The 23,108-nt window shown below is 74.8% G+C and carries 14 protein-coding genes and 1 tRNA gene; 6 read left to right on the forward strand and 9 right to left on the reverse strand.

The features are described 5' to 3' along the window. Positions 1–1,339, reverse strand: a 1,339-nt coding sequence (locus ABTZ17_RS22955; RefSeq protein WP_352197559.1) for a hypothetical protein, incomplete at its 3' end; no start/stop codon positions are given. Positions 1,340–1,426: 87 nt separating this feature from the next. Then, positions 1,427–1,936 carry a SigE family RNA polymerase sigma factor gene (locus tag ABTZ17_RS22960; RefSeq protein ID WP_352197560.1) on the reverse strand — a complete coding sequence of 170 codons (510 nt, stop codon included), beginning with the start codon at positions 1,934–1,936 and terminating at the stop codon, positions 1,427–1,429. 562 nt (positions 1,937–2,498) lie between these two features. On the opposite strand from ABTZ17_RS22960, the gene ABTZ17_RS22965 reads away from it, so the two are divergent. Beyond that, positions 2,499–3,797 carry an IS701 family transposase gene (locus tag ABTZ17_RS22965; RefSeq protein ID WP_502994796.1) on the forward strand — a complete coding sequence of 433 codons (1,299 nt, stop codon included), beginning with the start codon at positions 2,499–2,501 and terminating at the stop codon, positions 3,795–3,797. On the opposite strand, the gene ABTZ17_RS22970 is transcribed toward ABTZ17_RS22965, so the two are convergent. Then, the gene (locus tag ABTZ17_RS22970) at positions 3,773–5,791 is read right to left on the reverse strand and encodes a helix-turn-helix domain-containing protein (protein ID WP_352197562.1); all 2,019 of its coding nucleotides are present in this window, start codon (positions 5,789–5,791) and stop codon (positions 3,773–3,775) included. The genes ABTZ17_RS22965 and ABTZ17_RS22970 overlap by 25 nt on opposite strands. Before the next feature lie 229 nt (positions 5,792–6,020). On the opposite strand from ABTZ17_RS22970, the gene ABTZ17_RS22975 reads away from it, so the two are divergent. Beyond that, positions 6,021–6,902, forward strand: coding sequence for a methyltransferase domain-containing protein (locus ABTZ17_RS22975; RefSeq protein WP_352197563.1), 882 nt, complete (start codon positions 6,021–6,023; stop codon positions 6,900–6,902). 96 nt (positions 6,903–6,998) lie between these two features. Further along, positions 6,999–9,224, forward strand: coding sequence for an aminodeoxychorismate synthase component I (pabB, locus tag ABTZ17_RS22980; RefSeq protein ID WP_352197564.1), 2,226 nt, complete (start codon positions 6,999–7,001; stop codon positions 9,222–9,224). 324 nt (positions 9,225–9,548) lie between these two features. On the opposite strand, the gene ABTZ17_RS22985 is transcribed toward pabB, so the two are convergent. Continuing rightward, positions 9,549–10,010: a GNAT family N-acetyltransferase gene (locus tag ABTZ17_RS22985; protein ID WP_352197565.1), complete on the reverse strand. Its 462-nt coding sequence runs from the start codon at positions 10,008–10,010 to the stop codon at positions 9,549–9,551. Between the two features lie 323 nt (positions 10,011–10,333). After that, positions 10,334–10,531 (reverse strand): hypothetical protein, encoded by a 198-nt coding sequence (locus ABTZ17_RS22990; protein WP_352197566.1) that lies wholly within the window; start codon positions 10,529–10,531, stop codon positions 10,334–10,336. Between the two features lie 412 nt (positions 10,532–10,943). Between ABTZ17_RS22990 and ABTZ17_RS22995 the strand changes: the two genes are divergently transcribed. The 3 genes from ABTZ17_RS22995 to ABTZ17_RS23005 all read left to right on the forward strand — a co-directional run bounded on the left by ABTZ17_RS22995 (position 10,944) and on the right by ABTZ17_RS23005 (position 12,737). Further along, on the forward strand, positions 10,944–11,264 hold the full coding sequence (locus ABTZ17_RS22995; RefSeq protein ID WP_352197567.1) for a hypothetical protein: 321 nt from the start codon (positions 10,944–10,946) through the stop codon (positions 11,262–11,264). 39 nt (positions 11,265–11,303) lie between these two features. Next, positions 11,304–12,575 (forward strand): damage-control phosphatase ARMT1 family protein, encoded by a 1,272-nt coding sequence (locus ABTZ17_RS23000; protein WP_352197568.1) that lies wholly within the window; start codon positions 11,304–11,306, stop codon positions 12,573–12,575. Positions 12,576–12,663: 88 nt separating this feature from the next. Beyond that, a tRNA-Thr gene (locus ABTZ17_RS23005) sits at positions 12,664–12,737 on the forward strand. Between the two features lie 139 nt (positions 12,738–12,876). On the opposite strand, the gene ABTZ17_RS23010 is transcribed toward ABTZ17_RS23005, so the two are convergent. The 4 genes from ABTZ17_RS23010 to topA all read right to left on the reverse strand — a co-directional run bounded on the left by ABTZ17_RS23010 (position 12,877) and on the right by topA (position 22,896). Next, on the reverse strand, positions 12,877–14,463 hold the full coding sequence (locus ABTZ17_RS23010; protein WP_352197569.1) for an alpha/beta hydrolase: 1,587 nt from the start codon (positions 14,461–14,463) through the stop codon (positions 12,877–12,879). A 212-nt stretch (positions 14,464–14,675) separates the two neighbouring features. Continuing rightward, complete coding sequence (locus ABTZ17_RS23015) at positions 14,676–15,887, reverse strand: DNA polymerase III subunit delta' (protein WP_352197570.1); 1,212 nt, start codon at positions 15,885–15,887, stop codon at positions 14,676–14,678. 273 nt (positions 15,888–16,160) lie between these two features. Next, positions 16,161–19,628, reverse strand: a complete 3,468-nt coding sequence (gene tmk, locus ABTZ17_RS23020) for a dTMP kinase (RefSeq protein WP_352197571.1) — start codon at positions 19,626–19,628, stop codon at positions 16,161–16,163. A gap of 409 nt (positions 19,629–20,037) precedes the next feature. Further along, complete coding sequence (topA, locus tag ABTZ17_RS23025; protein ID WP_352197572.1) at positions 20,038–22,896, reverse strand: type I DNA topoisomerase; 2,859 nt, start codon at positions 22,894–22,896, stop codon at positions 20,038–20,040. Between the last annotated feature and the right edge of the window lie 212 nt (positions 22,897–23,108).

Consider the following 23,108-nt stretch of genomic DNA (forward strand, 5'->3'; position numbering starts at 1 on the left):
CCCGCACTGGTCGCGTGATCTGCTCCTCGGACCGCCGGGCCGCGCTGCGCGCCGGGGCGGCGGTCGCCGCCGGTGCCCTCGCCGCCGCCTGCGGCACGGAGTCGTGCAGGAGCCTCGCGTCCAACGCCATCCCCTCCAGCTCCTTCATCGTGATCCCCGGTTCCGGCCGCGTGGCGTCCTCGTGCTGCGCCGGCGTGTTGAAGGCGGAGGCGATCACGCGGAGGCCGTCCGGCCGCAGCGCGTCGACCTGCCACCACACCACTCCCTCGCCGCCCTTCTCCCCGGGCTGCTGGAGCCACTTCATCCGGGTCCCGTCGGGCAGGGTGGAGGCGCCTTCGCCCGTGTAGAAGTCGCCCATGATCTCGCCCATGCCGGGCTGGATCTGGAGGGTGACGGAGAACCGGCCGCGGCCGTCGTCCACGACGGCTTCGGCGGCCTCGCCGCCGCCTTCCTTCCGGACGAACTCCAGCCCGCGCGGCAGGTGGTCCAGGAGGACAGGCAGCGCGGGGCGCCGCAGCGGCGGGGGCGCGTCACCGGGCTTCGGTTCGGAGTCGGCCGCGGGCAGGGAGGCCAGGGCCGGGCGCCACTTCGTCGACGTGACGAGCCGCTCCAGCTGCGCCGGCGTCAGCGGCGGATCGGTCCGGCTGATCGGGGCACCCTTCTCGGCGGCGGCGTTGTACTCGCTGGAATCGACCACGTAGCCCTCGCGCGTCACGAGCGTGGCCCGCCACGCCTTGGTGTCCTCGCGCCGGTCCGGGTACTCGTAGCCCTGGACCACCATCAGGCGGGAGCCGCCCGGCAGCTTCTTCGCGGTGCAGCCGTCCACGGGGACGGAACCGGTGGGCGGGCAGCTGGTCAGGTCGGCGGCTTCGCGGCCCTTCGGGTCCAGCCGCCAGAGGCCCACGGAGATGGCGGCCTTCCCCTTGCCGTCGTCGAAGACCCCGGAGACCATCGGCATGGGCTCGTCGGCGGTGCCGCGGGCCTCGACCCCCTCCAGGGTGCCGGCGGGCAGCAGGCTCTTGAAGACGGCGGTCAGTTGGGCCGCGGAGACCGCCTTGCCGGTTCCGGTACGGGTCGGTCCGCCGTCCCGGGACTTCTCCAACGGGGCGGGCGCGGCCACCCGCACCTCGTCTGCCCCGCCGACCAGGCCGGTGGCGAAGGCGCCGACCGTGACGGCACCGGCGAGCGCGAGGGCCCCACCGGCGACCACGGCGACCCGACGGCGCCGCACCAGCCGTCGCCCGCGCTGTTCACCACCGGCCACGAGGGCCGGGCGATCGGCCTCGAAGCCCTCCCCGGTGTGCCGGAGCGCTGCGCCGAGTTCGTCTTCGAAGGGCATGGGGCCGGGCCTTTCCACGAGGGGACGGGAGGAAGTCACAGGGGGAGCAAAGAGAAAGGAGAGGGGAGAGGGGAGAAGGGCCCCCGCTCAGGCCACCAGTTCCGGGAGCGAGCTGCCGCCGAGGTGTCCGCGCAGCCGGTTCAGGGCGCGGGTGGCCCGGCTCCGGACGGCGGCCGGACTGGCACCGAGGATCGCGGCGGTCTCCTCGATGCTGCGGTCCTCCCAGTAGCGCAGGACGACCACGGCGCGGTCCTTGGCCGGCAGCCGGGCCAGCGCGCCGAGCAGGGTCAACCGCAGGGCCGGGTCGGTGGTGGACGCGGGCCCCCGGTCGGGCAGTTCGTCCACCGGTCGCTCGGCGGTGGAGCGGCGGCGCTGGTGGGTGAGGAAGACCCGGACCAGGACGGTCTGCGCGTAGGCGGCCGGGTTGCCGATCCGCGCGATCCGCCCCCAGGTGAGGTACATCCGGCCCAGGGTCTCCTGCACCAGGTCCTCGGCGAGGTGGGTGTCACCGCTGGTCAGCAGGCAGGCCGACCGATAGAGATGACCCGTGCGGGCGTCCGCGAACTCGCGGAAGCCGTCCCTGCGCGACTGACCCATGTGCCCCCCTCAACTGTCCTTCACCTCTTTGACGCGCCGGCCCCCGACGGATGTTGCACCCCCGCGCCGAGGTTTTTCCGTCTCCGCTCACCGGCCTTCTCCGTCCGCCTCGACCACCCCTCCGGAACCCGCTCCTCCGGAATCCGACCCTCCGCAAGCGGCTCCTCCGGAAGCGCCCCACCATGGCCGAGAAAGGAGGGTGGTGGCCGGACCACCCCCGTTACCGGCGGTCACTCCGGGGCTCGTCCGCGGCCCCCCGCACGTCGGGACCGCCGGGCGGTGGCCCGGCCCCCTCCGGGGCCCCCAGGAGGGTGCTCCGCACACCTTCTGCGACCCGTGCGCAAACCGGAAGGGTGGTACCCCGGCGGCGGACCGGCCGCCGGGAAACGCAGGGGGAGACGTGAACAGGACGGACGGGCTGGGAGTCGTACCGCGACCGCACACCGGCGACGCCGGACCGGAGGCCGACGGGGCGGCCGGCCGCGGGACCGGTGGTCGGAGTCCCGGCCGAGCCGGGAACGGAACCGGCACCGGGTCGGGCACCCAGGAGTTCCACGACGCCCTGTTCGCCTCGCTCCCCCGCCGGGACCAGCGCCTGAAGGGCGAGCAGTACCTGCGCGGTCTGCGGGTGGCCCGCGGCCGCAAGTCCATCCGGAACATCGCCGCCCACCTCGGTGAGGCCGCGATGGAGCAGAGCCTCCACCACTTCATCTCCAGCTCCACCTGGGACTGGACCCCGGTGCGGGCCGCGCTGGCCGCCCGCGTGGCCGGCTCGGTGGCCCCGCACGCCCTGGTCGTGCAGCCGATGGCGATCGTGAAGACCGGCGAGCAGTCGGTGGGCGTGGACCGGGCCGTGGACCCGCGCACCGGCCACGCCTTCCGCGGCCAGACCGCCCTCGGCGTCTGGCAGACCGCTCCCTCCCTGAGCGTCCCCGTGCACTGGCGGCTGTACCTGCCGGACAGTTGGACCACCGACCCGCGGCGCCGCCGCCGCGCGGAGATCCCCGCCGAGGTCGGCGCGGAGTCCCTGGAGGAGAGCGCCGTGGCGGCGGCCCTGGAAGCCGTCCCGCTGGTGCCCGGACCGCGCCGGCCCGTCGTGCTGGACCTGCCGGTGAACCGCGCCGGGGCCGTGCTCCGGCAGTTCACCGCCGCCGGGGTGCCCGCGGTGGTGCGGATCACCGGGGAAGTCCGCTGCACCGTCGAGGACCCCTCCCTGCCCGGGTACGGGGGCGGACCGCTCCCGGCCCGCCAGGTGCTGGCCGGCGTACGGAGCCTGCGGCGGCCCGCCGCGTGGACCGACCCGGCCGACCCCGGGACCTCCCGCACCTCCCTGGTCACCACCGTCCGGGTGGGCCTGCCCGGCGGCTCCCCGACCAGCGCGGCCGGCGGCGGGGCGCTGCTGTTCGGCGAGTGGGCGGGGCCGCGCACGGGCCCCGGCGCCGACCCGTACGACGCCCCGACCGCCCTGTGGGTGACGAACACCGCCCGGGTCCGCGCCGAGACCCTGCTGCGGACCACCCGGCTGGCCGACCGGGCCACCCACGCCCTGGAGCACGGCGGGGACGCGGCGGGACTGCGCGATTTCGAGGGCCGCTCGTTCCGGGGCTGGCACCGGCACATCACGCTGGCCTCGGCGGCGCAGGCGCTGGCCGCGCTGGCGGAGCTGGAAGGGCAGCGCGAGCGGGCGGAGTCCGGCCCGCGGGTTCCGGTGCAGCGCCGGGCCGGCGGTGCGGCGCCGGCGGCGGGCCGGGCCACCCGGGCCGCGCTCCTCGCCCAGGCCGCGGAGCATCCGACGGGCCGGGCCGGGATGCCGGTGGCGGCCGGGGCCCGGCGGGGCTACCCCTCCGCGCTGTCGGCCTGACGGGGGCCGCGGCGCGGGCCGCCGTTGCGGTCCCGCAGCAGCTCGCGGGTGTGCAGCAGGCGCAGGGCGAGCTGGATCTCCAACGCCCGGGAGGGTTCCTGCCAGTCCGGGCCGAGGAGTTCGGTGAGCCGCTCCAGGCGCCGGGACACGGTGTTGGGGTGGACGTGCAGGATGCCCGCGGCCCGGGTGGGGCTGGCCTGGGAGGCGAAGTACGCCTCCAGGGTGCGGACCAGCTCGGCGTCCCGCTGCTCGTCGTAGCGGAGCACGGGGCCGAAGGTGGACTCGATGTAGCGGTCCACGTCCAGGTCGTCGGAGAGGAGCATGCCGAGGAAACCGAGGTCGCCGGTGGCCGCGGCGCTGCCCTCCGCCCCGAGGGCGATCAGCGCCTCCAGGGAGCGCTGGGCCTCCTCGTGGACCCCGCGGATCTCGGTCAGGGCCCGCGCCGGACCGGCCGATCCCACCGAGACGGGCTGCCCCAGGAGCGCCGACAGCTCTCGGTGGACGGCCGCGGCGGCGGCCGAGGGGTCCGGGTCCGGCAGCAGCAGCACGATGCAGCCGCCCCGTACGGTCTTCAGCCCCGACCGGCGATAGGCGTACAGCGAGGCCCAGGCCACGGCCTGGCCCTGTTCGCCGCCCTCGGGGCGGACCACGACCACGGAGTGCGGGGCCGTGGCCTCGATGCCGAGGCGGCGGGCGAGCTCGGCGAGGCGGCGCGGGGAGCGGGTGGTGCCGGCGAGGAGGTCGTCGAAGAGCTCGTCGCGGACCGGGCCCGCGGCCACGGCCTCGCTGCGCTGGAGCCTGAGCACGAGCGCGGCGGTGCGGCCCGCGTAGCCCAGGAACTCGCTCTCCTCGGCGGCCAGGGGGGTGCGGGCCCGCAGCAGCAGGACGCCCAGTTCCTCGCTGCCCGCGATGACGGGGCTGGCCCAGAGCTCTTCGGTGACGGCCACCGGGGCGCGCCCGGCGAGCGCCGCGAGGGACGCCTTGACCAGGGTCTCGGTGGGGATCCCGGCGAGCCCGACCGGCTCCCCGGGGGCCGTGGGGCCGGCGGGGTGCGCGGCGCCGGAGTGGGCCCGGCCGATCAGGGCCCGTCCGACCGGATCGTGCACGGACACGTCGCCGTCGAGGACCTCGCCGGTGAGGGCGGCGATCTCGCCGAGGTCGGTGCCGTCCACGACCATCGCGGCCAGCCGGTCCCGGGCCTCGGCGAGGGTGCGCAGCCGGGCGAGTGAGGCCCGTTCGCGGGCGCTGCGGCGGGAGAGCTCGGCCAGTTCGGTCTTGGTGCGGTCCATCAGCCGGGCCTTGGCCAGGGCGACGGCGGCCAGGTCGGCGAGGGAGCGCATGAGGCTCACCTCGTCGGGGGTGAAGTGCCGGAGCTTGCGGTCGGCCCCGTAGAGGGCGCCGACGGTGCTGCTGCCCTGGCAGAGCGGCACGGCGAGGATGGCGCGCAGGCCCTCGGCGCGGACCACCTCGTCGATCCGCTCGGAGTGCGGGAAGCTCGTGTCGTTGAGGTAGTCGGCGGACCAGAAGGGGGCCCGCTTGTCCTGGGCGGTCTCGCCGAGGCCGTGTCCGGTGTCGATCTGGAGGCCGACGTTGAACATGGTGGTCTCGCCGTCCGAGGAGTGGACGTACGAGCCGCCCTCGGGCTTGCGCAGGCTGATGTAGGCCATGTCGAAGCCGAGCAGCCGGCGGGCCCGGACGGTGATCATGCTGAGCAGGCCGTCGAGGTCGTAGGGCGAGGTCAGGTCGCGGGCGGTGTCCACCAGGGCGGCCATGCCGGATTCGCGGCGGCGGCGCTGGTCGGCAGAGGCGTGCACGGTGAGGCCGAGCTGCACGGCCTCGTCGAGGGCGGCGAGCCCTTCCGGGGTGTTTCCGGTGGCGTTCCGGGCCGCTCGCACGAGATCGTCGAAGCGCTCGCGCGGGGCCTCCTGGGCGAGCAGCGCGAGCACGGACAGCGCACCGGCGTCCTCGGTCGCGAACGCCTCATGCCATATCACGCAAAGCACCTCAGAATACGGCAAAATTTGGGTCAAATTGGCCCTGGATCGTAAGATACCGCACCCTGGGACCTTAGGTGGCTGGGGTGAACGCGAACAGTGTGGCGCGGGCACCGTCACCGGCGGCGAGAGTGTCACCCGCACACCTTCCCGCCGCCGCGGAAACCCGGTCACGATGGCCGGGGGGCAACCGGAGGATGGAAGTCCGCCGGCGACACAGGGGTGGGACATGACACAGATCACAAGCTACGTGCGGTCGCTGGAACGCAGCCGCACCGCGCGCACCCGCGAGGACCGGCCACCGACCTTCACCCTCTTCGGCCGCACCTGGGACCTCCTCGACGACGTCTTCGCACCCCCCTTCTCCCGCTCCACCTCCGTGGCCATGACCCTGCTCGGACTCACCGAGGAGCTCACCCCCCGCACCGGCTCCTTCCTGGAGATCGGCTGCGGCACCGGCACCATCGCCGTCTCCGCCGCCCTCGCGGGCTGCGACCGGGTCACCGCCGCCGACATCAACCCGCAGGCCGTGGCCAACACCGTCCTGAACGCCCGCCGCCACCGCGTCTCCGACCGGCTGAGCAGCGTCCACGGCGACCTCTTCGACGCCCTCGCCCCCGAGGAGCGCTTCGACACCGTCTACTGGCACTCCAACTTCGTCCTCGCCCCCGAGGACCACGAGTACGAGCACGCCCACGACCGGGCCTACGTCGACCCCGGCTACCGCGCCCACGAGCGCTACCTCGCCCAGGGCCCCCGGCGCCTCACCCCCGGCGGCCGGCAGCTCCTGCACTTCAGCGACCGCGGCGACCTGGACCTGCTGCACTCCCTCGCCGCCCGGCACGGGCGCGCGCTCCACCTCCTGGACAGCCTCCGCGACACGGACGGCGAGGACACCGTCGAGCACCTGCTCTTCGAGGTCCGCGCCGCGGAGTCCGGCGCGGGCGCGGGCCGGGTCTCCGGCGGGGGCGCGGGCGACGGGACCGCGGCATCCGAGGCCGCCGCCGGGCCCGCGGCCGGTGCGCAGGGTGACCGGCCGGGCGCCGATGGGGACGGTGACGGGCCGGGCGGAGCCGCGTACCGTGGTGGTGTGGGCCCGGCGGGGAGCTGACCGGCGCCCCCACCCGGCCGCGGCCCGGCCCTCCCGGTCTGTACGGCGACCTGACCACCGCCCTCACACCGCTCCCGCCCGAAAGTCCGAATCGCTGTGCGCACCCTGCTCGTCGACAACTACGACTCCTTCACCTACAACCTGTTCCACTACCTCGCCGAGGTGAGCGGCCACGAGCCGGTGGTCCTGCGCAACGACGACTCCGGCTGGGACGTGGCCGACCTGCGGGAGTTCGACAACGTCGTGCTCTCCCCGGGACCGGGCCACCCGGCCGTGCCGGCGGACTTCGGGATCTGCCGCGAGATCCTCGCCGACGGCTCCCTGCCCACCCTGGGCGTCTGCCTGGGCCACCAGGGGGCGGCACTGCTGTACGGGGCGACGGTGGAGCGGGCCCCCGAGCCGCGGCACGGCCGCCTCTCCCCCGTGCACCACCACGGCACCGGACTGTTCGCGGGCCTGCCCTCGCCCTTCGAGGTGGTCCGCTACCACTCCCTCGCCGTGACCGACCTCCCCGAGGAGCTGACCCCCTCCGCCTGGACCGAGGACGGGGTGCTGATGGGCTTCGAGCACCGCGAACGCCCGCTGTGGGGGCTCCAGTTCCACCCCGAGTCCATACTCACCCGGCACGGCCACGACCTGCTGCGCAACTTCACCCGCCTCACCACCGCCTGGCACGCGGCCCGCCCCGCCCGACCCGCCCCCGTGACCCACCGGCCGTCGGCCGTCGCCCCGGGCACCCGCCCCGCCCGACCCCGCCCCGCCGAGCCCGTCCGCAAGCTGCGGGTGCTCGCCGAGCAGCTCCCCACGGCCTGGGACGAGGAGACCGTCTACGCCCACCTGTACGGGGCGACGGCGCGGGACGCGCACCGGGACGGCACCACGGAGATCACCGAGATCACCGCGATCACCGCATCCGGTCGCGCCGCCGGTTCGGCCGTCGGTCCGGGTCGCGGTGACCATCCCTTCTGGCTGGACGGCTCCGGCCCCGACGCCGAGGCCGCCCGCTACTCCGTCATGGGCGACGCCTCCGGACCGCTGGCCCGGGTGGCCAGGGCCCGCGTCGCCGACGGCACCGTCACCGTGCGCTCGGCCGGCGGGACCTCGACGGTCCACTCCGGGCTCTTCGACTGGCTGGACCGCGACCTGGCCGGCCTCCACACCGAACTCCCGCCCACCACCGCCCCGTTCGCCCTGGGCTGGGTGGGCTACCTGGGCTACGAGCTGAAGGCGGAGTGCGGCGGGACGGCCGCCCACCCCGCCGAGGACCCCGACGCCACCCTGGTCTTCACCGACCGCGCCCTGGTCTTCGACCACCACGCGGGCACCACCACCCTGCTCGCCCTCGCCGAGGAGGACACCGCCGACCCGGCCCGCACCGGGGAGGCCGCCGCCCGCGCGTGGCTGGACCGCACCGCCGCCCGACTCGCCGCCCTGACCGGGCTCCCGCCCGCCCCCGCACCGCGACCGGCCCCACTGCCCGGCCTCGCCCTGCGCCACGACCGCGCGGCCTACCTGGGGCTGATCGACACCTGCCACGAGCAGATCGCGGCCGGGGAGACCTATGAGGTCTGCCTCACCAACATGGCGGCGACCGGCGGGGAGTTGGACCCCTGGGAGGGCTACCGCACCCTGCGCCGCCTGAGCCCGGCCCCGTACGGCGCCCTGCTGGACTTCGACGGCCTCGCGGTGCTCAGCACCTCTCCCGAAAGGTTCCTGCGGATCGACCCGGACGGCACCGCCGAGTCCAAGCCGATCAAGGGCACCCGCCCCCGCGGCGCCACTCCCGAGGAGGACGCGGCCCTGGCCGCGGGCCTGCTCGCGGACGAGAAGGACCGCGCCGAGAACCTCATGATCGTGGACCTGGTCCGCAACGACCTCGGCCGGCACGCGGAGATCGGCTCCGTGGACGCCGGGCGGATCTTCCGCGTCGAGTCCTACGCGACCGTGCACCAGCTCGTGAGCACCGTACGCGCCCGGCTACGGCCCGACCGGACCGCCGTGGACTGCGTCCGCGCGGCCTTCCCGGCGGGCTCCATGACCGGCGCCCCCAAGATCCGCACCATGCAGCTCATCGACAGCCTGGAGCAGGGCCCGCGCGGGGTGTACTCCGGCGCCATCGGCTACTTCTCCCTGTCCGGCGGCGCCGACCTGAGCGTGGCCATCCGCACCGCGGTGGTCACCCCCGGACGGGTCCGGTACGGAGTCGGCGGCGCCGTCGTGGCGCTCTCCGACCCCGCGGAGGAGTTCGAGGAGACCGCGGTGAAGGCGGCCCCGCTGCTCGCCCTCACCGGGGACGGATTCCCCGGGCGCGCCCCGCGCTGAGCACGGGCGCCGTCCACACCTCCTGTACAGGGGGGCAGGAGGTGCGGCGCGACGATCGCCCCCCGGCCGGAACGGCGGTCCGGTGGGCGCTCGGGTGTCCTCGACTCCTGGACGTACCCCACGTTGCCGCGTTCACGGGCCCCGGAACAACCGCAACCGGAACATTCCGTCAGGTCCGGGCCTCCCAAGCGGAACCCGTCCGGAATCCACCCCTCCCCGTCCGGATCCCAACGGGGACGGCACCCACGTCATGCCCGGCGGGCCTTCGGGGCGCGGGGGCGGAGGGCGGAGCCCCCGCAGGGCCCGGCCCGAACCGCCGCGGCGCTACTTCCCCAGCTCGTGGAAGTACACGTGGAAGGGATCCCGCTCGAACCCCTCCGCCTCGTACAGCGCCTGCGCCACCCGGTTCTCGTACCCGGTCTCCAGGGTCACGGCACTCACCCCGGCCGCCCGGCCCCGGTCCAGGACCTCCCGCAGCAGCGCCCTCCCCGCCCCGGTCCGCCGCCCCTCCGGAGCCACGTACAGGTCGTTGAGCAGCCAGGACGGCGCCAGCGCGAGGGAGGACCAGGTCGGATAGACCTGCGCGAAGCCGATCGCCCGCCCGTCGCCGTCCTCGGCGAGGAGCACGAAGGAGTCGCCGGCCCGGATCCGCTCCTCCAGGTACCGCCGCGGGGCCTCGGGGTCCGCCACGGCCACCTCGTAGAACTCCAGGTACCCCCGGAAGAGCCCGGCCACGGCCCCCAGATCGGCCTCCTCGGCCGTCCGCACGTTCACCTCGGCACCCATGCCCGCACCTCTCCTCCACCGGGAGCGCCCCGGCCGCCGTTCCGCTCCCCGGACCCTACGTCCCACCCACCCCGACCGCCCTTCCCGTCCCGCCTTTCGGACGTCCTCGGACGCCCTCGGACGTCGACGAGCCCGCCCCGATCAGCCGGACGGGGCATCGGCCGGCGGGGACCGCCGGGCGCGGATCACGGGTCACAGGGGCACCGGTGCGGAGCCCGACGGAACCGGCACGCGGCACTCGGCACTCGGCACTCGGCATCCAAGGCAGCACCCCACAAAGCGGGGGCGAAGTCCCGGAGGTGGCGAAGGCGACGAAGGCGGACCTAGCAGGAGGGACCGTGGAACCGGACCATCTCCCACCGCTCGTCGCCGGCTTCGCCGGGGAACGCCATCAGCGGATCGGCTCCACAGGACCGCACCCGCTCGGACCACCCGGTCCCCGCCGACTGCGCCGGGCCCGGCCACTCGCCCTCGTCCTCGGCTCCCGAGACCAGCCCGAACAAGCCACCTTCGTACTCCATCACCTGAACCCCCGTCAGTTATGCGATGTAGCCCCAATTACCGTACGCCCAGAAGCACTTCCTCGGAAACCTCCGCCAGACAACCCCTGACGGCCCCAGAAAACTACCCCCCGGACCCCCTGGATCCCCGTTCTACCAGCGATCTTCGTCAGGTCCTGCCACACCTCGAACGCCCGCCGGCCACCCACCCGCTACCGCGAGTAACGGAAACGCCACGCCCTCCCCGCGCCCCCACCCCACTCCCGCACTCCCGCCGACCGACCGAATCACGCCAATCACCTGCACAGCCACCCACCACCCCACCCGCCCCATTCCACCCACGCCGCTCACTCCCACCCCACCCCCGCTCACCCTTGGTAGCGAAAACGGCCCCACCCCGTCCCCTCAAACCCCGTCCCCACGTTCCCGATCCATGAGACGGAATCCCTCCCTCACCCCCGAGCCCCCTCCTCCCACCCCCACTCCCCGCCCCACCCCGCCGAGCGCAGCGACACCCGAACGGAAGGCTCCCGACAACCCCTCGCTGCGGCGAGCGGGCACCACGGCATTCCCCTGCGGCGCCCTCGCGGCCCTGCTCGCCTTCGCCGTCCTCCCCGGCCTCCCGCACGTGATCGACGGGGGTGCCCTGATCGCGTCCACGGCCGTCGGCGCCCTCACCCGCCACCTCCGCCTCCGACGGCTGCGCGAGGTCGGGCGGGTCCATCGGGAAGCTCCGCGCCCTCCTCGGCGCTGAAGATCACGGCCCAGGACACCACCGAAGGAGCGCCCCCTCATGCCGCACCCGGGAACCCCGCACCTCACCCCACCCACAGCAGCCCCGTCCGCCCCCACCACCACAGCCACCGCCGTCCCCACCCCGCCCCCGGTGGTCAGCAGCACCCCCGGTTCCTTCCCCCACGCGGTCCTGGCCGACCGCCACCCCGCCCTCATCCGACAGGTCCGCGAGGCCCACCCGTACGGCCCCCGCGAGCACCGCGCCCTGGACGCCCTGCTGGAGGAGATCACCGACGGCGTGATCGGGCCCCCGGACCCCGCCACCCCCGGCCACGGCGCCTGGACCGCCTGGGGCCGCGAGCACATCGGGCGCTCCTGGTTCGAGGTCCCCTTCCTCTGGGCGGAGAGCTACTTCTACCGCCGCCTCCTCGACGCGGTCGGCCACGCCGTCCCCGGCCCCTGGCAGGGCATCGACCCCTTCGGCCCCCTCAAGCGGGCGGAGCTGACCGGCGCCACCGTCACCGAGGAACTCCGCGCCCTGGACGCCCTCGCCGACGCCACGCCCACCGAGCGCGCCGGCGCCCTCCTCCACGCCTCGCTCTGGGGCAACCGCGCCGACCTCGGCTTCGCCCTCACACCCGCCCCCACCGCCACGCCCACTCCCACCGCCGCGCCCGCCGGCACCCCGGAGACCCCCGCCCCCGCCCTGGTCGCCGACGACAGCGCCCTCCTGTGGAGCCTGCTGCCCGCCGGAGGCGGCGGCACCGTGGCCGTCCTCGCCGACAACGCCGGCCGGGAGCTGATCCCCGACCTGCTCCTGATCGACCACCTCCTGGAACACGGCCACGCCGACCGTGCCGTCCTCCACGTGAAGCCCCACCCGTACTTCGTCTCGGACGCCACGACCGCCGACGTCTCCGACGCCCTCCACCGCCTCACCTCGGCCCCGGGCGAAGCCGGCCGCACCGGCACCCGCCTCTGGCGGGCCGCGACCTCCGGACGCCTCACCCTCCGCGCCCACCCCTTCGCCTGCGCCCCGCTCCCCTACCACCACATGCCGCGGGACCTCCGCGCCGAACTGGCCGAGGCCCGCCTCACCCTCGTCAAGGGCGACCTCAACTACCGCCGCCTGGTGGGCGACCACCACTGGGACCCCACCACCCCCTTCACCACCCTCACCGCCCACTTCCCCGGCCCGGTGGCCGCCCTCCGCACCCTCAAATCCGACGTGATCACGGGCCTCGCCCCCACCACCCTCGCCGCCCTCGACTCCTCCCCCACCCCCTGGCGCACGAAGGGCACCCACGCCGTCATCCAGACCCGCCCCTGAGCCCCTGGTCAGGGCACCCGGATTGACCCTGTAGACTTGGCGCCGCTGCTGATGCGAACCTTCCCCGCGAAGGTGATCTCCGCAGCTTGCCGCCTTAGCTCAGTTGGCCAGAGCAACGCACTCGTAATGCGTAGGTCTCGGGTTCGAATCCCGAAGGCGGCTCAGAGAGACCCCGGGTCATGTCATGTGACCTGGGGTTCTTTGTGTTTCCGGGTGGTTCCGGCTCCCGTCCGCGGCTGTGTCCTCGCACGGGGGCCGGGGAAGGCGCCGATGGGGGCCGCCTTCCCCGGCTCGGGCGGGGTCAGCAGCGCTTGCCGTTGCGGGGGGCCTCGCCCTCCAGGAGGTAGGTGTTGATCGCGGTGTCGATGCAGTCGCTGCCGCGGCCGTACGCGGTGTGGCCGTCGCCGTCGTAGGTGAGGAGGACGCCGGAGTCGAGCTGGTCGGCGAGGGACTCGGCCCAGGCGTAGGGGGTCGCCGGGTCGCGGGTGGTGCCGACGACCAGGAGCGGCGGGGCGCCCTCGGCGCGGATTCGGTGGGGGCTGCCGGTGGCCTTCTCCGGCCAGTACGTGCAGTTCAGGGAGGCCCAGGCGAAGCCGGCGCCGAAGACCGGGGACGCCTTCTCGAAGGAGGGCACGGCGGCCTCGACGGCCTCGGGGCCGCTGAACGCCGCCGGGAGGTCGAGGCAGTTGACGGCGGCGTTGGCGAACATCAGGTTGGCGTAGCTGCCGTTCGGCTCGCGCTCGTAGTAACTGTCGGCGAGGGCCAGGAGGCCCTTGCCGTCGCCCTGCTGCGCCTGAGTGATCGCCTCGCGCAGCTGCGGCCAGGCGCTCTCGTCGTACATGGCCGCGATGACGCCCGTGGTGGCCAGGGACTCGCCGAGCTTGCGGCTCTCGCCGGTGGGGACCGGCCGGGCGTCGAGCTCCTTGAAGAACGCCTTCAGGTTGCGGGTGGCCTCGTCGGGACCGCCGGTCCCGAGCGGGCAGTCCGTCTGGGCGGCGCAGTCCTTGGCGAAGGAGCGGAAGGCCGTCTCGAAGCCGGCGGTCTGGTCCCGGTTCAGCTCGATGGCCGTCCGGGATGGGTCCATGGCCCCGTCGAGGACGAGCCGTCCGGCCCGGTGCGGGAAGAGCTCGGCGTAGGTGGCGCCGAGGAAGGTGCCGTAGGAGGCACCGACGTAGTTCAGCTTCTCGTCGCCGACGAGGGCGCGGACCAGGTCCATGTCCTTGGCCGCCTCGACGGTGGAGACGTGCGGCAGCACCCGCCCGGAGCGCCGCTCGCAGCCCGCCGCGAACTCCTCGTAGGCCGTGACCAGCGCCCTTCGCTCGGCCGCGTCGTCGGGGGTTTGGTCCACCTGTGTGTACGCGTCCATCTGGGGCCCGGTCAGGCACTCGACGGGCTCGCTGCGGGCCACGCCGCGCGGGTCCACGGCCACGATGTCGTAGCGGGCGCGGACCGGGGCCGGGTAGCCGATGCCCGCGTACGCCTGGAGGTACCCGATCGCGGAACCGCCCGGTCCGCCGGGGTTGACCAGCAGCGAGCCGAGGCGCTTCCCGGGGCCCGTGGCCTTCTTGCGGGCCACGGCCAGCCGAATGTCCTGGGCGTTGCCCGCTTCCGCCGCGGCGTAGTCGAGGGGGGCCTTGACCGTGGCGCACTCGAAGCCGGGCACGCCGCAGGCCCGCCAGGCGACCTTCTGGTCGTAGTACGGGCGCAGGGCGGCGGGCACGGCGGTGGAACGGGCCGCGGCCCCGGAGGGGTCCCCGGCGGTCATCGCGCCGGTGGAGGCGGCGGTCCGCAGGCCGGTGTCGGCGGCGGTGCAGGCGGTCACGGAGGCGAGGAGGCCCGCTGCGGCGAGCAGGGATCCGGTGGTGCGCAGCAGGCGCCTGGTGTCCATTCCGGGAGACTAACCGCAGGTGGCCGCGCCATGCCCGGCCGGAGCCGCGCCCTTGCCCGTACGAGTGAACCGGTCGGGCGGCACCCTGACAGCGGCCCCTCCGACGCGTCGCTCCCGTTCCGACGCCGCCGAACCCGGCTCGTCAGCCGTCCCGTCACCCGACCCCGTCAGCCCGCCCGTCGCCTCATCCGTCAGCCGACCCAGCCGGTCCGTCAGCCGGCTCGCAGGGCCATCGTCATCGCCTCCACCGCCAGCAGCGGGGCGACGTTGCGGTCCAGCGCGTCACGGCACCGGATGATCGCCTCGATGCGGCGCAGGGTCGGCTCCGGGCCGGAGGCGCGGGCGATGCGGTCCAGGTCGGCCCGTTTGTCCTCGTTGGCGATGGCGATGCCGGAGCCGAGCTGGAGGGCGAGGACGTCGCGGTAGAAGCCGGTGAGGTCGGTGAGGGCGAGGTCGAGGCTGTCGCGCTGGGTGCGGGTCCGGCGCCGCTTCTGCTTCTCCTCCAGCTCCTTCATGACCCCGGCGGTGCCGCGCGGCATCCGTCCGCCCGTACCGGCGGCGGCGCCGAGGGCGGCCCGGAGCTCCTCGGTCTCCTTGCCGTCGATCTCCTCGGCCATCTGCTTGGCGTCCTCGGCGGCGGCGTCCACCAACTCCTGGGCGGCCTTCAGGCAGGCCCCGACGTCGTCCACCCGGAGCGGGACCTTCAGGACCGTGGCGCGGCGCGTCCGGGCGCCCTCGTCGGTGGCGAGTCGGCGGGCGCGCTCCACGTGGCCCTGGGTGGCGCGGGCGGCTGCCAGGGCGGCCGCGGGCTCGACGCCGTCCCGCCGCACGAGCATGTCGGCGACCGCGGAGACGGTGGGGGTGCTCAGGTTGAGGTGGCGGCAGCGGGAGCGGATGGTGGGGAGCACGTCCTCCACGGAGGGGGCGCAGAGCAGCCAGACCGTGCGGGGCGCGGGCTCCTCCACGGCCTTGAGGACGGCGTTGGCCGACTTCTCGTTGAGCCGCTCCGCGTCCTCGACGAGGATCACCTGCCAGCGGCCCGTGGCCGGGGAGGTGTAGGACTTGCGGACGGTGTCCCGCATGTCGTCCACGAGGATCTGGCTGCCGACCGCGGCGACGGTGGAGACGTCCGCGTGCGTGCGGACCATGGTGGTGTGGCAGCCGTCGCAGAAGCCACAGCCGGGCTCGCCGCCGAGGGCGCGGTCGGGGCTGGTGCACTGGAGGGCGGCCGCGAAGGCGCGGGCGGCGGTGGCGGGCCCGGAGCCGGGCGGGCCGGTGAAGAGCCAGGCGTGCGTCATCTTGGAGGCGGCGGGCGCCGGCCTGCCCTCCTCGATGGCCGTGACGAGCGCGTCGGCGTCCCGGGCGGCCGCGGCGAGCTGCCCCTGTACCCGCTCCTGGCCCACCAGGTCGTCCCACACCGGCATCTGCCGCACCTTTCCTCGGGTCCCCGCCGGTCGCTGCCCGGCCGACGCGGCCCTCCCCATTGTGTCGCGCCCCGCCGACAGTCGGGCCCGCGGTGCGAACCGCCCCCGGCACCCGACCACCCGTCACCCGTCATCCGTCACCAGGACCGGATCCCGGGACCCAGCATCCGGCGACCCATCGGACGGCGGCCCACCGTCCGACGACCCACCGGACGAACGACGCGCGGGAGCCGTGGGGCGCCGTGCCCCGCGACTCCCGCGTCCGTGTTCCTGTCAGCGGCGGCGCCAGCGTCCCCGGCCGGACCCTCCGTCGCCGCCGTCGCCCGCATCGTCGCCACCCGCGCCGGCCTCCGGCCCGCCGTCCCGGCCCCGTCCGGCGGCGCGCTCCGCGGGGTCCCCGTCGGAGTGTCGCCCCAGCAGTTCGTCGGCCAGCGTGGGCAGGTCGTCGAGCGGGGTCTCCTCGGCCCAGTCCGAGCGCCGTCGCGGGCGACCGGACTCGTCGACCTCGACCTGCGGGAGCTCGCGCGTCCGCTCGTTGGCCCCTTCGGGGGCGGCGGGGGCGGCGGGCCCGTCCCGGAAGAAGCCCTGTGGCACCCGGTCGGCCGGGGCGTCCGGGCGGACCGGCGGCAGGACGGCGGTCTCGTCGACCTCCCGCACCGGCGGCAGGACAGCCGTTTCGTCGACCTCCCGGACCGGAGGCAGCACCGAGGTCTCGGCCGCCGGGTCCACCACGGGCACCGGAACGGTCTGCGTGATCTCGTCGGGGCTGACCACCGGGGTCTCCACGGTGACGGCCTCGTCGGCCGGCACCCCGTCCGCCGACCCGGCCCCGGCACGGCCACGCGACCCGCCACCAGCACCGGCACCAGCACCAGCACCAGCACCGGCGCCGGCGCCGGCGCCGGCGCCAGCCGTACGGTCCCGCTCCTCCGCCCGGCGGGGATCGGAGTCCCGCGCCGGCCCGGAGTCCTTGCTCAGTGAGGTCCGCCCCGGCGCACCCGCCGCCGTCGCCGCGGCCGCTTCCGCCGCCGCCTTGGCCGCCGCCGTCGCCGCGGCCGCCGCCGAAGCCGCCGCGGCGGCCTCCGCCAGGCGCCGCGCCTGCTCGGCCTTCAGCAGGGCCTCCTCGGCCTTGCGCTGCTTTTCGAGGCGGCGCTCCTCGGCCTCGGCCCGCAGTCGGGCCTCCTCCGCGGCCTCCCGGGCCAGCCGCTCCGTCTCCGCGGCGCGGGCCCGCTCCTCGGCCTCGCGCCGGACGCGCTCCGCCTCGGCGCGCAGCCGCGCCTCCTCCTCGGCCTTGCGGCGGGCCTCCTCGGCGGCCAGTCGGGCCTGCTCGGCCTCGCGCGCCTTGCGGGCCTCCTCCTCGGCGCGCAGCCGGGCGGCCTCCTCGGCCTCCCGCCGGGCCTGTTCGGCCGCGAGACGCTCCGCCTCCTGGCGCTGCCGCTCGGCCTCGGCCCGCTGCCGGGCCTCCTCCTCGGCGCGGGCCTTCTCCTCGGCGGCGAGCCGGGCCCGCTCCTCCTCGGCCTTGCGCCGCGCCTCCTCCTCGGCCTTGCGGGCCTCTTCCTCGGCCTTGCGGCGGGCCTCCTCGGCGGCGAGGCGCTCGGCCTCGGAGAGCGGGAGCATGCGGTCCAGCCGGTGGCGGACCACCGTGGACACCGCTTCCGCCTCCTGACCGGCGTCGACCACCAGGTAGCGCCCCGGATCGGCGGCGGCCAGCGTCAGGAAGCCCGAGCGGACCCGCTGGTGGAACTCCGCGGGCTCGGACTCCAGCCGGTCGGGGGCCTCGGTGAACCGCTCCCGGGCCGCCTCCGGCGACACGTCCAGCAGCACCGTCAGGTGCGGGACGAGCCCGTCCGTGGCCCACCGCGAGATCCGCGCGATCTCGGTCGGGGAGAGGTCCCGGCCCGCGCCCTGGTAGGCGACCGAGGAGTCGATGTAGCGGTCCGAGATGACCACCGCGCCCCGCTCCAGGGCAGGACGTACGACGCTGTCCACGTGCTCCGCGCGGTCCGCCGCGTACAGCAGGGCCTCGGCGCGGTTGGACAGGCCCGCGGAGGACACGTCGAGCAGGATCGAGCGCAGTCGCTTGCCGACGGGAGTGGCGCCCGGTTCGCGGGTCACGACGACCTCGTGGCCCTTGCTGCGGATCCACTCGGCCATGGCGTTGACCTGCGTGGACTTCCCGGCGCCGTCGCCGCCCTCGAAGGCGATGAAGAAGCCGGTGGCGGCGGGGGCCTGGGCCGGCTCGCCGCCGCGCAGCGCGTCGCGCAGGTCCCGGCGCAGCGGTACGCCCTGCCGGTCGTCGGTGCGGGCGAGGACGATCACGGCCACGGGCAGCAGCAGGGCCCCCGCGAGCATGAGGGTGAACGCGGCCCCGCCGTGCGCGAGGACGGTGTCGCCGCCGGAGAGCCGGTGCGGTCCGATCGCGGCGGCGAGCAGCGGCGCTCCGAGGGCGCCGAGGGCGACGGCGAGGCGGACGACGGCGTGCAGGTGCTCGGTGATCCGGGGCCGCCGCAGCTCCTCCGTCTCCTGGTCGAGCAGGGTGTGCCCGGTGTTCGCGGCCAGTCCGGCGCCGGTGCCGGCGAGGAGGGCGAGGAAGAGGGCGGTGGCGGTGTCCGCGACGAGCCCCATCGCGAGCAGGGCGAAACCGGTGGTCGCGATCGCCAGGGCCAGCAGACGGCGGCGCGAGAAGCCGGGCAGGACGCGGCCGGACTGCCCGATCCGGATCCCGAGGGCGGTGCCGCCGGTGAGGGCGAGGACGAGCAGGGCGAAGGCCACCGGCCCGGCCCCGAGGTCGTCGGCGTGCAGGGCGGCCAGGGCCACGGCCGCCGCGACGGCGGCGGCCACCGCGGCGCAGGCCAGGACGAGCAGCGGTACGGCCCCCGTGCGGCCCTTCTCCGGCTTGTCCTCGTGGACCGGGCGGCGCAGCCCCTCCAGCGGGGACCGCGGGCGCGGGGTGGCGGTGTCGGGGAACATCAGCGGGAAGAGCAGCGAGGCGGAGGCCGCGAACAGGCCCGCCGCCACGTACGAGCCGAGGGCGGCCTGGTTCTCCGCGAACCAGTCCAGCCATACGGCCAGCAGCTTGCCGAAGAGTCCGGCGACCACCAGGACGGCCGCGGCCAGCGGCAGCGACAGGAACGCGGTGCGCAGGGTCAGCCTGCGGAGGGCGCCCAAATGGTCCGGGAGGGGGCGCACGGCCGTGCCCTCCGGGCGGGGCCCGGGCAGCAGGGCGGGGGCGGCGCTCTCCTCGGCGAGGGTCCACAGCCGTTCGGCGACCCCGGAGACGAAGCCGGTGACGAGGACCATGGTCAGGGCCTGGTCGGGCACCCAGATCAGCCACAGCGGCGCGATGACGAAGAGGGCCATCCGCAGCCCGTCCGCGCCGATCATGGTCCAGCGGCGGTCCAGTCGGCCGCCGGGTCCGATGAGGTTCGCGAGCGGGCCGAGGAGCACGGCCCCGCACAGCAGCGTGGCGAGCACGCGGACGCCGAGCACCGCGGCGACCGCGAAGGCCGCCCCCCGGTACCCGCCGCCGAAGGAGTCCTCGGACACCGCCGCCTGGAAGGCCAGCAGGACCAGCACCAGCACGGCCAGGGCGTCCGCGGTGCCGCTGACGAGTCGGGCGCTCCACAGCCGCCGCAGCGCCGGATAGCGCAGCAGCGAGCGGACCGCCCGCTCGCGGGAGTCCGCGGCGAGGGCTTCGTCGTAGGCGGTGTTCACGACCGTGGGCTGCTCGGTTCGCGTCATCCGCCCAGCCTATCCGCAAGGCCACGGGCCCCGTCCCGCCGGCGCGGGAGCCCTCCGGCACGCCCGGACGGAGCCGGTCCCGACCGGGGTTCGGAGTCGGAACACGGGGCAGGAGGGCGCGGAGGCGGACGTGGACGGAAGGCGGGCGGACCTGGGCGGACGGAGGCGGAAGGCGGAAGGCGGGGTGCGAGGCAGGGCGGAGTGCGGCGGGCCGCCCCGCGCCCGGGAGCTGTTCGCCCTCCGGGTGCGGGGCGGCCCGCCCCTGGTCCCGCGCCGGCTGACCTTCCGCCGGCCGCCGGCCCCTGCTTCCCGCCACTCCACGGCCGGACCTCGGTCGGCCTTCGACCGACCTTCGGCCAGTGCCCGGTGAGTCCCCGGTCAGCCCTCGGCCGGTCCCGGTCCGTCCCGGTCAGTCCTCGGTCGAGGTGGCCGCCACGGCGGTCTTCGCCGCAGCCGTCTTGGCCGGGGCCTTCTTCGCCGCGGTCTTCTTCGCGGCCGCGGTCGTCTTCTTCGCGGCCGTCTTCTTGGCCGCCGTCTTCTTGGCGGCCGTGGCCGTGGTGGTCTTCTTGGCCGCGGCCTTCTTCGCCGGGGCCTTCTTGGCGGTCTTCTTCGCCGGACCCTTGGCACGCTTCTCGGCGAGCAGCTCGTAGCCGCGCTCCGGCGTGATGGTCTCGACGTCGTCGTCCCGCCGCAGGGTGGCGTTGGTCTCGCCGTCCGTCACGTACGGGCCGAAGCGACCGTCCTTGACGACCACCGGGCGCTCGCTGACCGGGTCGGTGCCCAGCTCCTTGAGCGGCGGCTTGGCCGCGGCCCGCCCGCGGACCTTCGGCTGGGCGTAGATCGCCAGCGCCTCGTCCAGGGTGATCGTGAAGAGCTGGTCCTCGGTCTCCAGGGAGCGCGAGTCCGTGCCCTTCTTCAGGTACGGGCCGTAGCGGCCGTTCTGCGCGGTGATCTCCACGCCCTCGGCGTCCGCCCCGACCGTGCGCGGCAGGGACATCAGCTTGAGGGCCTCGTCGAGGGTGACCGTGTCCAGGGACATGGACTTGAAGAGGGAGGCGGTGCGCGGCTTGACGGCGTTCTTGCCGGTCTTGGGGGTGCCCTCGGGCAGGATCTCGGTCACGTAGGGGCCGTAGCGGCCGTCCTTCGCGACGATCTCGTTGCCGCTGACCGGGTCCTTGCCCAGGGCGAACTCGCCGCTCGGCTTCGCGAACAGCTCCTCCGCGTACTCCACCGTCAGTTCGTCGGGCGCGAGGTCGTCGGGCACGTCGGCGCGCTGGTGGCCCTCCGCGTCCTTCTCGCCGCGCTCCACGTAGGGACCGTAGCGGCCCACCCGCAGGACGACGCCGTCGCCGACGGGGAAGGAGGAGATCTCGCGGGCGTCGATCGCTCCGAGGTCGGTGACCAGTTCCTTCAGGCCGCCGAGGTGGTCCCCGTCGCCGTTGCCGGCGGCGGAGGCGTCGCCCGCGCCGGGCTCCTCGCCGCCGAAGTAGAAGCGCTTCAGCCACGGGACGGACTGGGCCTCACCGCGGGCGATGCGGTCGAGGTCGTCCTCCATCTTGGCGGTGAAGTCGTAGTCGACGAGCCGGCCGAAGTGCTTCTCCAGGAGGTTCACCACGGCGAAGCTGAGGAAGGACGGCACCAGGGCCGTGCCCTTCTTGAAGACGTAGCCGCGGTCCAGGATCGTGCCGATGATCGACGCGTAGGTGGAGGGGCGGCCGATCTCGCGCTCTTCGAGCTCCTTGACCAGGGTGGCCTCGGTGTAGCGGGCCGGGGGCTTGGTGGAGTGGCCGTCGGCGGTGATCTCCTCGGCGCGCAGGGCGTCGCCCTCCGCGACCTGGGGCAGCCGGCGCTCGCGGTCGTCGAGCTCGGCGTTCGGGTCGTCGGCGCCCTCGACGTAGGCCTTCATGAAGCCGTGGAAGGTGATCGTCTTGCCGGAGGCGGTGAACTCGGCGTCCCGGCCGTCGCTCGCGGTGCCGCCGATGCGGACGGTCACGCTGTTGCCGGTGGCGTCCTTCATCTGGGAGGCGACGGTCCGCTTCCAGATCAGCTCGTACAGGCGGAACTGGTCCCCGGTGAGGCCGGTCTCCGCGGGGGTGCGGAAACGATCACCCGAGGGGCGGATGGCCTCGTGGGCCTCCTGCGCGTTCTTGACCTTGCCCGCGTAGACGCGGGGCTTCTCCGGCAGGTAGTCGGCCCCGTACAGCTGGGTGACCTGCGTCCGCGCGGCGGTGACCGCCGTGTCCGACAGGATCGTCGAGTCGGTACGCATGTAGGTGATGAAGCCGTTCTCGTACAGCTTCTGCGCCACCTGCATGCACGCCTTGGCACCGAGGCCGAGCTTGCGGCTGGCCTCCTGCTGGAGGGTGGTGGTGCGGAACGGCGCGTACGGGGAGCGGCGGTACGGCTTGGACTCCACCGAGCGGACGGCGAAGGCGCTGTCGGCGAGCGCGGCCGCCAGGGCCCGGGCGTTCGCCTCGTCGAGGTGCAGGACCTCGCTCTTGAGCTGCCCGTTCGCGCCGAAGTCACGGCCCTGGGCGACGCGGCGGCCGTCCACGGAGTGCAGGCGGGCGACCAGCGTGGAGGGATCGGAGGCGTCCCCGGCCCGGCCGGTGCCGAAGGTGCCGGTGAGGTCCCAGTACTCGGCGGAGCGGAAGGCGATGCGCTCGCGCTCCCGCTCGACGACGAGACGGGTGGCCACGGACTGCACGCGGCCCGCCGACAGGCGCGGCATGACCTTCTTCCACAGGACCGGCGAGACCTCGTAGCCGTAGAGGCGGTCGAGGATGCGGCGGGTCTCCTGGGCGTCGACCATGCGCTGGTTCAGCTCGCGCGGGTTGGCCACGGCCTCGCGGATCGCGTCCTTGGTGATCTCGTGGAAGACCATCCGGTGGACGGGGACCTTCGGCTTCAGCACTTCCTGGAGGTGCCAGGCGATGGCCTCGCCCTCGCGGTCCTCATCGGTGGCGAGGAAGAGTTCGTCGGACTCGGCCAGCAGCTCCTTGAGCTTCCTGACCTGGGCCTTCTTGTCCGCGTTGACGACGTAGATGGGCTGGAAGTCGTGCTCGACGTCCACGCCGAGGCGGCGGACCTCGCCCGTGTACTTCTCCGGCACTTCCGCGGCGCCGTTCGGGAGGTCGCGGATGTGCCCGACGCTCGCCTCGACGACGTACCCCGGCCCGAGGTAGCCCTTGATCGTCTTCGCCTTGGCAGGAGACTCGACGATGACGAGTCGGCGGCCGCCCTTTGCGGTCTCGCTAGTCGGGGACAACTTGGCTCTTCTCTCCGGTCGGCACTCGGTCGCAGTACGGCGACGCTGCGGAGTGTGACGGTACAACCCGCCCCCGTGTCAAACGGCACAAGCCCGCAACGGCCACTCGAACGGTAACCCGACTAGTGCCATTCCTGCCGCCCGGATGCAGCCGTCACCCCCGGAGCAGTCGTTCCCCGCTCATCCACCGTCCATTCCCGGTCCCTCCACTC

The sequence above is a fragment of the Streptomyces sp. NPDC097619 genome (assembly GCF_040302735.1).
Classification (GTDB): Bacteria; Actinomycetota; Actinomycetes; order Streptomycetales; family Streptomycetaceae; genus Streptomyces.

Coding starts and splice junctions, on each gene's coding strand:
- ABTZ17_RS23010 (WP_352197569.1), bottom strand. CDS start 14,463: ATGGACACCAGGCGCCTGCTGCGCACCACCGGATCCCTGCTCGCCGCA.
- ABTZ17_RS22960 (WP_352197560.1), bottom strand. CDS start 1,936: ATGGGTCAGTCGCGCAGGGACGGCTTCCGCGAGTTCGCGGACGCCCGC.
- ABTZ17_RS22995 (WP_352197567.1), top strand. CDS start 10,944: ATGAGACGGAATCCCTCCCTCACCCCCGAGCCCCCTCCTCCCACCCCC.
- ABTZ17_RS22985 (WP_352197565.1), bottom strand. CDS start 10,010: ATGGGTGCCGAGGTGAACGTGCGGACGGCCGAGGAGGCCGATCTGGGG.
- ABTZ17_RS23000 (WP_352197568.1), top strand. CDS start 11,304: ATGCCGCACCCGGGAACCCCGCACCTCACCCCACCCACAGCAGCCCCG.
- tmk (WP_352197571.1), bottom strand. CDS start 19,628: ATGACGCGAACCGAGCAGCCCACGGTCGTGAACACCGCCTACGACGAA.
- ABTZ17_RS22975 (WP_352197563.1), top strand. CDS start 6,021: ATGACACAGATCACAAGCTACGTGCGGTCGCTGGAACGCAGCCGCACC.
- ABTZ17_RS22990 (WP_352197566.1), bottom strand. CDS start 10,531: ATGGAGTACGAAGGTGGCTTGTTCGGGCTGGTCTCGGGAGCCGAGGAC.
- ABTZ17_RS23015 (WP_352197570.1), bottom strand. CDS start 15,887: ATGCCGGTGTGGGACGACCTGGTGGGCCAGGAGCGGGTACAGGGGCAG.